At 37.7% G+C, this 9,539-nt stretch carries 15 protein-coding genes; 4 read left to right on the forward strand and 11 right to left on the reverse strand.

Features of this window, described 5'->3' with window-relative positions; all coding sequences use genetic code 11:
• Positions 1-295 precede the first annotated feature (295 nt).
• From CDG79_RS36725 to CDG79_RS36780, 11 genes are all read right to left on the reverse strand, one after another.
• The gene (locus CDG79_RS36725; protein ID WP_094346483.1) at positions 296-583 is read right to left on the reverse strand and encodes a hypothetical protein; all 288 of its coding nucleotides are present in this window, start codon (positions 581-583) and stop codon (positions 296-298) included.
• A gap of 161 nt (positions 584-744) precedes the next feature.
• Positions 745-1,251 carry a hypothetical protein gene (locus CDG79_RS36730; protein ID WP_094346484.1) on the reverse strand — a complete coding sequence of 169 codons (507 nt, stop codon included), beginning with the start codon at positions 1,249-1,251 and terminating at the stop codon, positions 745-747.
• On the reverse strand, positions 1,241-1,573 hold the full coding sequence (locus tag CDG79_RS36735; RefSeq protein ID WP_094346485.1) for a hypothetical protein: 333 nt from the start codon (positions 1,571-1,573) through the stop codon (positions 1,241-1,243). The genes CDG79_RS36730 and CDG79_RS36735 overlap by 11 nt, the downstream gene beginning before the upstream one ends.
• 99 nt (positions 1,574-1,672) lie before the next feature.
• Positions 1,673-1,969: a hypothetical protein gene (locus CDG79_RS36740; RefSeq protein ID WP_094346486.1), complete on the reverse strand. Its 297-nt coding sequence runs from the start codon at positions 1,967-1,969 to the stop codon at positions 1,673-1,675.
• 41 nt (positions 1,970-2,010) lie between these two features.
• Positions 2,011-2,226: a hypothetical protein gene (locus tag CDG79_RS36745; protein ID WP_094346487.1), complete on the reverse strand. Its 216-nt coding sequence runs from the start codon at positions 2,224-2,226 to the stop codon at positions 2,011-2,013.
• A gap of 1 nt (position 2,227) precedes the next feature.
• Positions 2,228-2,716 (reverse strand): hypothetical protein, encoded by a 489-nt coding sequence (locus tag CDG79_RS36750; RefSeq protein WP_094346488.1) that lies wholly within the window; start codon positions 2,714-2,716, stop codon positions 2,228-2,230.
• Positions 2,717-2,741: 25 nt separating this feature from the next.
• Positions 2,742-2,972, reverse strand: coding sequence for a hypothetical protein (locus CDG79_RS36755; protein ID WP_143855698.1), 231 nt, complete (start codon positions 2,970-2,972; stop codon positions 2,742-2,744).
• Entirely contained in the window at positions 2,969-3,349 is a 381-nt protein-coding gene (locus CDG79_RS36760) for a hypothetical protein (protein WP_094346490.1), read from the reverse strand. Before CDG79_RS36760 ends, CDG79_RS36755 begins: the two co-directional genes overlap by 4 nt.
• Before the next feature lie 170 nt (positions 3,350-3,519).
• On the reverse strand, positions 3,520-4,014 hold the full coding sequence (locus tag CDG79_RS36765; RefSeq protein ID WP_094346491.1) for a DUF262 domain-containing protein: 495 nt from the start codon (positions 4,012-4,014) through the stop codon (positions 3,520-3,522).
• Positions 4,011-4,865, reverse strand: a complete 855-nt coding sequence (locus CDG79_RS36770) for a hypothetical protein (protein WP_094346492.1) — start codon at positions 4,863-4,865, stop codon at positions 4,011-4,013. The genes CDG79_RS36765 and CDG79_RS36770 overlap by 4 nt, the downstream gene beginning before the upstream one ends.
• Positions 4,866-5,299: 434 nt before the next feature.
• Positions 5,300-6,265 carry an HNH endonuclease gene (locus CDG79_RS36780; protein ID WP_094346494.1) on the reverse strand — a complete coding sequence of 322 codons (966 nt, stop codon included), beginning with the start codon at positions 6,263-6,265 and terminating at the stop codon, positions 5,300-5,302.
• An 8-nt stretch (positions 6,266-6,273) separates the two neighbouring features.
• Between CDG79_RS36780 and CDG79_RS36785 the strand changes: the two genes are divergently transcribed.
• The 4 genes from CDG79_RS36785 to CDG79_RS36800 all read left to right on the forward strand — a co-directional run bounded on the left by CDG79_RS36785 (position 6,274) and on the right by CDG79_RS36800 (position 9,206).
• Entirely contained in the window at positions 6,274-6,513 is a 240-nt protein-coding gene (locus CDG79_RS36785) for a hypothetical protein (RefSeq protein ID WP_094346495.1), read from the forward strand.
• Between the two features lie 17 nt (positions 6,514-6,530).
• A complete protein-coding gene (locus CDG79_RS36790; RefSeq protein ID WP_094346496.1) occupies positions 6,531-7,694 on the forward strand; it encodes an HNH endonuclease domain-containing protein in 1,164 nt (387 codons plus the stop codon).
• Between the two features lie 86 nt (positions 7,695-7,780).
• Positions 7,781-8,866, forward strand: a complete 1,086-nt coding sequence (locus CDG79_RS36795; RefSeq protein ID WP_094346497.1) for an AAA family ATPase — start codon at positions 7,781-7,783, stop codon at positions 8,864-8,866.
• Positions 8,867-8,870: 4 nt separating this feature from the next.
• Complete coding sequence (locus tag CDG79_RS36800) at positions 8,871-9,206, forward strand: hypothetical protein (RefSeq protein WP_094346498.1); 336 nt, start codon at positions 8,871-8,873, stop codon at positions 9,204-9,206.
• The last annotated feature ends 333 nt before the right edge of the window (positions 9,207-9,539 follow it).

Here is a 9,539-nt window from a genome sequence, read left to right on the forward strand (position 1 = left end):
TTTCTCTCCCACCATTTTCATGATTATCATTATTGTATTATTCTCTCGGCAAGTATACTACACAATAATTGTTAAAGTTCAGGATGCTTTAAGGCTGACAAGATAATATTTTTAACCTCTAATTCCTTTTGATTTGCGTTCTCTCTTATCGCTTTTAGTCTAAACTCCAGTTACTAGAGTAATGAATATTATGGCATACGCGATGGCGTACCCACCCGCCGCAGGCATTGCACCCAAAACTGTTTCTGTAGAGTAGCGATATCTTTAGGTAAATAATTCAGCAACTCCTTGCCACCTAAATCATTTCTGCTTTAATTTTCACTTTTTGAACCCAGTACCTAAACTCGTAATCTTCGTCATATTGGTACATCTCATAAAGCCCTTCAAGGCATTTTTCTAAACTTTCAAAATCTGTATCATTATCCCTGAAATCCTGCCATTCTCCAGTACCAGAAATCCAATATCCTAATTCTCGTCCTTCAAACTCAACACAGTAGACAATATAGCTGTCTTTGTTTGGAGAAAAACCAGAATATTTAGAAATTTTAGGAAAACCAAAAGAGTCTTTTAAAATATTAGCCATTGCATAGCCTTATTATTTATATATATTAGAAAATTATCTCATTTTTCAGGAATAATCAGGTTATTACCCACTAAATAGTCCATCAAGTTAGGGTGCGATGCCTATATCTGGCTGTGCCTACGCTCCTTTGTTTTCCTCGCTGTGGGGAGCGATCGCACTAATCATTGAGCATCTATCGCCTGCTTATGAAGTAGTGCATGAGGCGGAAATCCTTCTCGTTTAAGTTGGTGTTCATTCATATAGTCGCTATCAAGGATGCCGTAACTTCTGGTCTTTTCCGCCATCTCCATCACAAATTCTCTATTGAAAACTACTCCAAAATAAGTACTGCCTTTAAACTTATTTCCAATCCATGTAGGGTCAATTACTTCCATTGCGTTATTAACTAACCAAGCATGAGGTACTGCAAAATCCAACTCATCATCAATAGCAAAGCCTTCACAGTAACTTAGTTGCGAATAGTCCCATAATGCCTTGTAACAATTTTCAAAGCAAGCTTTACGTTCACCTTTAAATAGTGATTTAACCTGAGTTACAAAAGGTTTACCATAATCCAAAACTAGCCTTTGTGTACTTTTGTATTGAAAGTCAGAACGTGTGTTAAGTTTATCAATCAAGTCTGCTTGTTCTTTTAATATTGCTAGCAGACGGTCTAAGTTACTGCTCATTATTTAAATACTTCCTTGCTAGCTCTTTTTCAAGTTGTGGATTTCTGTGTTCGATAATTTGGATGAGGCTAATTAAACGCTTGAACCAGTATTCACGAATCGCGTCAATTTCTAAACACGCATAGTTTATTGACAATTTTTTATCTGAGTTAGTTGATGTAGCTCCAGATGCTGCTGCAATATTCGCTTTTTTCATTTCCCCAGCACAAAGGGCATACTCAGCCTCTATCGTATTCTGAAATTCTTCAGCAATACTTAGCTGTTCTGGGGTCATGTAACTCTGATTTTTAAATACTTCACTTGTCGCTTGTTTATTACTCATAAAATTAAAATTCTTGTATCTAAAAAACTCTGAATATTATAAATTTTAGATTAAAAAATACATCATTAATGTCTGTCCAAAATTTTATATTTTTATTATCTAAATATTAAACCACCAATACTTATGTAATCCTCTCATTTTTGAATTTGCATTACTATGTTCATCCGCCCATGTTAGTGTACTATCATCACCGCAAACATAACCAGAACCACCAAATTTATTCTGACCCTCATCTATTATTTCCATCATTACTTTAATAATTGTTCTTTCACTTACAGAAATTTCGTAATGTTCCAAGAGCAAATTTTTAATATCTTTAGCACAAACACCATCAAAAAACCTTGGTTTTTCATTAATAATATTAATAATTAAAGTTTTTAATTGTTCTGCTTTCATTGTTTTACATAATATCTTCAGATTTTTATTTTATATATAAATCATTCTATAGGTTTTAGCCAACCAATAAATTTTTCATAATGAAATTGCTGGTCTTCACAGTTAGCAATTCTAACAATATTTTCTTGATGATAAGGGAAAGAGAAGGAACCAAAATATCCTTCTTTTATCGAACCATTTTCTAATAATACAAAATAAGTTCCATTATCTTCTGGTAGCCCTTCAATTATTTCAAATGATAATATTTTATTTAACATTTTAATTTCCCTTAAACGAATCGCTAAAATCTTTTTGTTCTAACTGTCTGAGTTTTTCTAACTTCCGATTTAAGAGTGAAGCATCAGTTTCTGGTTCACCATTGTCATCAGTTTCGCGTTCCTCGTCCAGCCATTCCAACAGTTCGGCTTTCGGACGAAATGACATTATAGGGCGCTTCTGGTTGTAATTCTCTTGAGCTTGGTAAAGTGCATCACGATTGGCTTCATTCCATCGCTGCTGAGAAGATTTTTCTTTTACATTATCAGTAATTTCTGGCATTACCTCAATTTTGAGATAGCCTCCTTTACTCTTAAACTGCCAATTATTATTGTAATGATCGAAGTGTTTTTTAGCTCCTTTTTCTGTTTTCCATCGCTTGCACAAATGGAAACTTTTATTGATAAAAGCATATTCAAGATTAGAATCAAATGTGTATAGCCAACCCAAAGGCTTATCTTCTTTGGTATAGCAACGGTATCCATAGTACATTTTATAAAAACAAAACTAATTAATTTTATTGACTAATAAAATCGATACCTACTTTTTTTCTAAGAGAGTAAGCAAATTTTATCGCTTCATCAATATTTTCAAATTCTTGCTCACCGATAAAAGTTTTCCAGTCCAACATAAAGTTAATGACTCCACCTTTCATGCCGGGGTTAAAAGTTATACTCACCGAATGCTCCCCTTGAGTTTTATTTAGCGGTTCAAGAAGCTTAAAAAGCTCATCCATTTTGGTCATCACGACATCAAACTCAATTCCAGCAGTGCTTCACTTCGGGTTAACAACTTGCCAGTGTAGGGAGATAGCCAACAGACCCCTGGCGGCTGCGCGTTGTCTTCCTTACGCCATCCGGCATCACGTGATATTTTCTCTTTGCGATCGCACTCGACAACTAGAGCAATAATTTCTTTTGCTTCTGTCAGCGTATCCACCCGCCGCAGCTTAGTCTTTTGATTGCTGCTTACTTGAAATGGTGTAAGCCCGCTTTTGTCTTCAATCAACCACCCTTTAGTAGTGTTACTCCGTCCAGGTAATCCGTTGGAATAGTAAGTATTGCGGACGTAAAACCTACCATCAGCAGTAAGATATTCACCTGCCTCAATACGTTGCAGTTTCATAATGGTTTTAATCGGGATAGTCAGAATGTGCGATCGCTTACTCTTATATGTTCATAGTATACTATGAATTTACAGTCTGTGCGTTTAGCTAACTGATAGCTGCCAACACATTTTCGCTAGCCCAAGGCTTCCTTTTTCCTGTTGATGATGTGGTACGCCATCGCAGCCCTTTAATTAAGCCGTTCTGCAACAACCTCTATCAATTTTGCTATTTCTTCGGGGTTGGCATCCTCTGAAGGGATAATAGATATCAAAGATAGAGAATGGCGATTCAGGACTGTCTTTGCATGATATGGAAGAGTAGTATAAGTGCATCCATTTAATTCTGTCTTAACTTCTAATCCGCTCAAAACTAATTGATTAGTGTAAAAATAGAGAATTGCTTTTAACCTTTGTTTGCCATCAAGAACTTCGTATGTATGATATGACTTTTCGTAGAGAACAATTGGCATTACAGGTAAATTAATAATAAAAGATTCAATGAGCTTAGATTTTTTAACATCATCCCAATCAAGAGCAGATTGACTCTCATTATCAATCACCATGTAATTAGGATTAGACCTAATTTTTTCAACTAAGGCTGGTAGTTTTATTCTGTCAATTTCTTGAATGAGTCTGTCTTGTGCAGATTCATATTTGGCATTAATTTCATCGTCTGTCATCATGATGATTCTTTTCCACCCATTACTAAAACTGGTTCAATCCAAACTAGTTTTCTTTGCTGTCTGCCTTCTCCGTAAGGTTGATTACGTAAAAAGCCTCTGCGCCAATGGACGCTCTTAGTACCATGCGTACCGCTACTGCCTTCACTACTTTGCGTCCCTTCACGCTTGAGTCGATATCCAAGTCCTAGCCAAAGTGGTTGATAAAAATCTTGTGCTTGGGCTTTGCCAAAACCTCTATTCACCCTGACTAGTTCGCTTGTCGAATCTACAAGTTCCGGGCGGCACTCCATTATCAAAATTAATCGTAGGAAAATTGAGTGCAAATATTCATTAAATCCTTTGACTACTTTAGGATCAATATCTTCAGTATCAGTATAACTAAATTTTTCTCCATCAAGTTTAAATCGGCGACAAAAGGAACTTGATTCATCGGTTGCTGCCCAATAAATGGTATTGGCTTCACTATCGTAATGCCAAAAAATAGCTTCAACACTCTTATTTTCAGGAGAAAGAATCACACCTTTGGGCAGCATAAACATACCCGTTTTCATTGTCCAATTTAAACTGTCAATTTCAACGGTTAAAACCGATTGCATGAGTGCTTCGAGTAAGTCTTTGTTCACCCAATATGCTGGACATTTGGCAATACCTACTTTAAACAAGGTGTATAGGGTGATGTAAATCGATTCTGCGGGATTAGTTCTTAATTGGTGCAGTAGCTTTTGTTCCTCCGCAGAGTAGTAAATGTCTGCAACAATACCGCACATCTTTTCATAGCTTTCGTAACCGTCTACATGAACAACGGGACGAATAACAATTTCATTAAACCAACCTCTAGGTTTTTTAGTCATGTTTTGCTTTTAGCACCAAGATATACAAATTGCGCTTTTAATTAAAAAAGATATGCTTAGTAAAATTATATACTAGCTAAACTATATTCATTACAATATCTTTAATAATTAGATAATTGACTAACAGAAATAATAAAAATTGTGCAAATTGATAATTTGAATTTAAGTACCCAGCTTGAAAAGTAAAAACCCATCCACATACCAACATTAAAATTGATATAAATATTGATTGTTGGATATAAAACTTTAAAGCAGAACCTTTGAGTTTACTATTGCGTGGAAGCCAAACTGTAGTAAAAATTAAGTAAGTTATACTGAAAATTATATAAAAAATACCCAACAGAAAGGGTGGATTTTTACCGAAAGTAACCTGAGCTAAATACAGCATCTCTTAAAAATCCTCTAATCTATATCCATAAAAATGAGCCTACGTGTTACGCCGCTCGTCTTGAAAACTCTTCACGATGCCATTGTAGTGAATCAAGTCTAGGATAATACTGCACTTGGGCGGGTAAGATAATGCGATCGCCCCTAAATTCCCGCATTGGTCTAGCGTTGGGTGAATCTTCCCGCAGGTTGTCAGAGACGATGATAGTGTAATCGTCGTTGATGGTGAACCAAAAGCGGTCAAATGCCCAGTGATGATTTTTGCATAGTGACAGCCCATTATCAATGCGGTCATCGTAAAACTGGGAGAATGGTTTGATATGTGAGCCATCAACGATGTTTTGACCAAGTGAATCGAGTATTTGTAACCCGCAAAAGGCGCAGGTGTGGTTGTAAGTTGAGATAACGATTTTACGGAATGCACCATCTCGCACAATTACAGCTTGCTCATCTTCTAATTCCTCTGGCTGATAGACTTTACCGCCGGAGCGTTGCAACTGGTCTTGTAGTTCAGCAAAGGCATTGACTTGTAATAATGACTCGATATCCTGTGTACGCTCGTTAAACCATGAATTAATGAGTGTGTGGGTTAGTACAGTGCGTTCGCTCTCGTTTTGCAGCAGTGACCAGAGTTCATCATCAAGGTAGGCGTACTCTACAGTTTGCCTAATGGTACTGGGAGTTCTGATTTTCACCTTCGCAGCAATCAATGATTCAAACCCCAGTTTCATCTCAAAATGCCAAAAACCATCGCTGGTGAGGTGGTAAAAAGGTAAGCCTATATCCGGCTTGCGTAGTGGTTCTAAGTGGCTCCACAGTTTAAGAAATGTGGCGATGAGTTCAGCAGATAGAGGAATTTGCTTTCTCACTATTTGCCCAGTAGTTATCATTTCAATGATAGATAAAAGCAAAATCGGTTTATTGGGCGCACCAGGGCTAACATTTAAGCCTAGCTTTCCAACAACAGACTTTGGAGAAAATTTCTTAACGTAGTAAGCTAAATCTTTGGCCATTCGCAGTTATGAGAGAATATCGCTGTACACGTAACGCATTATACTCACACGAATGCACTGGGCGCGATGACCTCAGAGAACGCCAGGGTCATTATATCTGGGCTGAAAGCGAAGAAGAAGCTTGGGAGAAAATGGCAACTAGGTTTCCTGAAGAAGCAGATGCAGGTTTTACAGTTCAAGAATGGGAAAGTTTTGATGTCACTGTGGTAGAAATCAAACGGGATGAAAACGGGAATACTATAGAGTAGCCTTTTTAACCCTTGCTATGTCATCGGGAAGCAAAATCATCAGTACAATTCTCAAGCACGATACAAAAGCTACAAGCTATAAAATTGCCTTGCTGCGTGCGATTAATGATGTTGTCCTCAGCTTCCCTGATTTGCGGAACCTAAGAGCAGACGTAGCAGTTCCTTTGCGTTTACTAGCACAGTTTTGGGTGGCTTACTATTGGCCATTTGTCAAACCCACCGAACCCATTTTGCAAGGGCAACGAGCAACACTGAACGGTCAATTGCGAAATGATATGTCGTTTCGCCCTGAGTTAGAGAGACTACGGTGTGAATGGGAATCAATTGTTGGCGGAACCTCAAGCCCTAGCGATGGCTTTTTCCTCATCAACGAGTTGAGAGTACCGCGAAAATATCTTGCCTACTCAAAACCGTTACGTCAAGTCTACCAAGCTGCCCTCACTGCCATTAGTAAAGCAATTGAAATGCCTGTTAGATATGCAGGGTTTGGTCACTGGAGTGTGTTTGATAAACCTTTAAAGTATGCAGAACTTAGCACTTCAGTTGTAGCAATTCCAGGTACTCAACTAGCAGACAAATGCTTAGTAATTCAAGCCGATCTGTGGCAAACTTTTGGAGAGATGTCATTGTGGATTGAAGCGCTTTCTATTCATGAATGGTGCTTGTTTACTGAAAAGGTGCAACAAGAAAATCACACTAAAGTGCATCGAGGTTGCATTTATCAGCTGCTAACAGATAGACCGGACAACCGCAGACCTTTGAGTTGGGAACGCAACCATGTTGATGTACTCTTGATGGAAGGAACGGAGTTTGTTTGCCCCTGGACGCAAAAGCACATTTCTTATGGTATCAGATACGATTTAGACCACCTTTTACCTGTATCTCTCTATCCGATTAACGAACTTTGGAATCTAGTACCTGCTGACCCTAATTTTAATTCCCACATCAAGCGCGATCGCTTACCGTCTCAGGCAAAATTACAACAAGCTCAACCCTCTTTAGAGTTAGCTTATAGAAACTATGGCACATCTAGTTCACTCTCGCTAGCACTTAAAGAAGATGTGGCTGTCAGATTTTCTACTGTATTTAGTGATACCGCTTCTTTTCCTGGTGTACTATCAACTGCTGTTGTTGACCTCATTAATATCTTTGCTGAGTCTCGCAATCTAGCTCGGTTTTGACTCTGATACTATTTGAAATAATGCTTTAATTAAATAACTGATTTAGGATAACATTAAATAATTAATCATATATATTTTAACTATTAATGATTAGCTCATTACGGCTGCTAAATTTTAAAGCATTTGAGAATCAATTGGTTGAATTCAAATCGCTTACCCTGCTCTCTGGTTATAATAGCACTGGTAAATCCTCTGTGTTGCAAGCACTATCACTGCTGCATCAATCTTACCAGCAAAATTTACTACAAAGCACTGGTTTATTGCTCAATGGAAACTTGGTAAATATTGGCACAGCTAATGATGCTTTGTATGAAAATGCCAAACAAGACTATGTAGGATTTGAGCTTAGTTTAAAAAACGGAACTAAAGGAATTTGGCACTTTAACTACAACTCCTTAGAGAGAGAAGCAAATTTTTTAGAAAGTGGATTCAACTCTGTTGATGGCGATGTTTATCAGTCAAGCATTTTCAACGGGCAACTTTATCACCTTCAATCAGAACGTGCAAAAGTTGCATCAGGAATTTTAGATTACCAAGCGCGAGAACTTAAACAAATTGGTGCGCTTGGCGAATATACAGCAAATTTTCTTTATACCTACGGTAATCAACCAATTCCTATCGCCGAACTCGCTCACCCGCAAGCAAAATCAACAAATTTGCTAGACCAAGTTGAAGCATGGATGGGAGAAATAAGTTCTGGTCTACGCATCCAAGTTGACGCATATCTAGATATGGATTTGGTTAACTTAAAATTTAGTGACCATGTTGGATACGGCATTACCTACGTTTTACCCATTATCGTTGCAATCCTAGCATCCAGTCCAGGTGCATTAATTCTGATTGAACACCCGGAAACCGGACTCCACGCCCAAGCGCAAACAAAGCTGAGTAAGCTGTTAGCCCTGGCTGCTAAGTGTGGGGTTCAAGTGGTGGTAGAAACTCATAGCGACCAGATTCTAAACGGTATTCGTCTTGCGGTGCATGGTGGTAAAATTGAGTCAGAAGATGTGCAATTACATTACTTTCAACGTCAAGAAAACCAAGGTCAAGCTTTTATTAAAGTTGTGTCACCACACATTGATAAAGACGGCAGAATTGACCGATGGACTGATGGGTTCTTCGATGAGTGGGAAAACATTTTAATGGTTTTGCTAGAGCCTGCCAAAATATAACTTTATGAACGATTTTACACAAACAATTTTGCTTACACAAGAAGCTCAAGCAAATTTAGATAATTTAGTTAACAATTTACAAACAATACAATCTCTCTTACAAGAAGGTCAAAGCCCAAGAATAGAGAACATTCTTAAAGAATCAATATATCTTATTGAAAAAGTAATGCCCAATCTAGCATTTGATAATGCTTTGAAATTGACTTATTTAGTTAGATTCTTAGTGAATTGTCTATTGAATTTAGAAACAATCAGCAGTGATAGAGATAAAATCAATCAGACTATTCAAGAAATTACTATTTGGCATGATACCCTTATCACAATATTCCAATCCAACTAATATATTTAGTGACATGACTCCGGGCTAAAGCCTCGGAGCTACAAACACGTAAATGTGTGTAGCGATGCCTACGCTCATCCGGCAGTTATACTATGTTGTTTACTACACTTCTAACTCACGTAGCAATGCCTCATTTATCCTTTGTGCCTCTTCCCCACTAGTTTCTACCACATCAAAAGCTTCTTTGACTGCTGCTTGCACTCTAGCGCTCTTTTATGTCTCTGGTGAGAGAAAAATGCTCTGATTTGCTGAGATTTTTGAAACTCCTTGAAGGCTGTGAAGAATGCAGACGCTGCTATGTCGGAAATATTGGGATTTATCAAATATATCTGT

The sequence above is a fragment of the Nostoc sp. 'Peltigera membranacea cyanobiont' 232 genome (assembly GCF_002245985.1).
GTDB lineage: Bacteria > Cyanobacteriota > Cyanobacteriia > Cyanobacteriales > Nostocaceae > Nostoc.

Excerpts from the sequence above, each read along its gene's own strand:
- CDG79_RS36725 (WP_094346483.1), bottom strand. The coding sequence starts at position 583 with ATGGCTAATATTTTAAAAGACTCTTTTGGTTTTCCTAAAATTTCTAAA.
- CDG79_RS36800 (WP_094346498.1), top strand. The coding sequence starts at position 8,871 with ATGAACGATTTTACACAAACAATTTTGCTTACACAAGAAGCTCAAGCA.
- CDG79_RS36785 (WP_094346495.1), top strand. The coding sequence starts at position 6,274 with ATGAGAGAATATCGCTGTACACGTAACGCATTATACTCACACGAATGC.
- CDG79_RS36740 (WP_094346486.1), bottom strand. The coding sequence starts at position 1,969 with ATGAAAGCAGAACAATTAAAAACTTTAATTATTAATATTATTAATGAA.
- CDG79_RS36765 (WP_094346491.1), bottom strand. The coding sequence starts at position 4,014 with ATGATGACAGACGATGAAATTAATGCCAAATATGAATCTGCACAAGAC.
- CDG79_RS36795 (WP_094346497.1), top strand. The coding sequence starts at position 7,781 with ATGATTAGCTCATTACGGCTGCTAAATTTTAAAGCATTTGAGAATCAA.
- CDG79_RS36780 (WP_094346494.1), bottom strand. The coding sequence starts at position 6,265 with ATGGCCAAAGATTTAGCTTACTACGTTAAGAAATTTTCTCCAAAGTCT.
- CDG79_RS36750 (WP_094346488.1), bottom strand. The coding sequence starts at position 2,716 with ATGTACTATGGATACCGTTGCTATACCAAAGAAGATAAGCCTTTGGGT.
- CDG79_RS36730 (WP_094346484.1), bottom strand. The coding sequence starts at position 1,251 with ATGAGCAGTAACTTAGACCGTCTGCTAGCAATATTAAAAGAACAAGCA.
- CDG79_RS36735 (WP_094346485.1), bottom strand. The coding sequence starts at position 1,573 with ATGAGTAATAAACAAGCGACAAGTGAAGTATTTAAAAATCAGAGTTAC.
- CDG79_RS36790 (WP_094346496.1), top strand. The coding sequence starts at position 6,531 with ATGTCATCGGGAAGCAAAATCATCAGTACAATTCTCAAGCACGATACA.
- CDG79_RS36760 (WP_094346490.1), bottom strand. The coding sequence starts at position 3,349 with ATGAAACTGCAACGTATTGAGGCAGGTGAATATCTTACTGCTGATGGT.
- CDG79_RS36745 (WP_094346487.1), bottom strand. The coding sequence starts at position 2,226 with ATGTTAAATAAAATATTATCATTTGAAATAATTGAAGGGCTACCAGAA.
- CDG79_RS36770 (WP_094346492.1), bottom strand. The coding sequence starts at position 4,865 with ATGACTAAAAAACCTAGAGGTTGGTTTAATGAAATTGTTATTCGTCCC.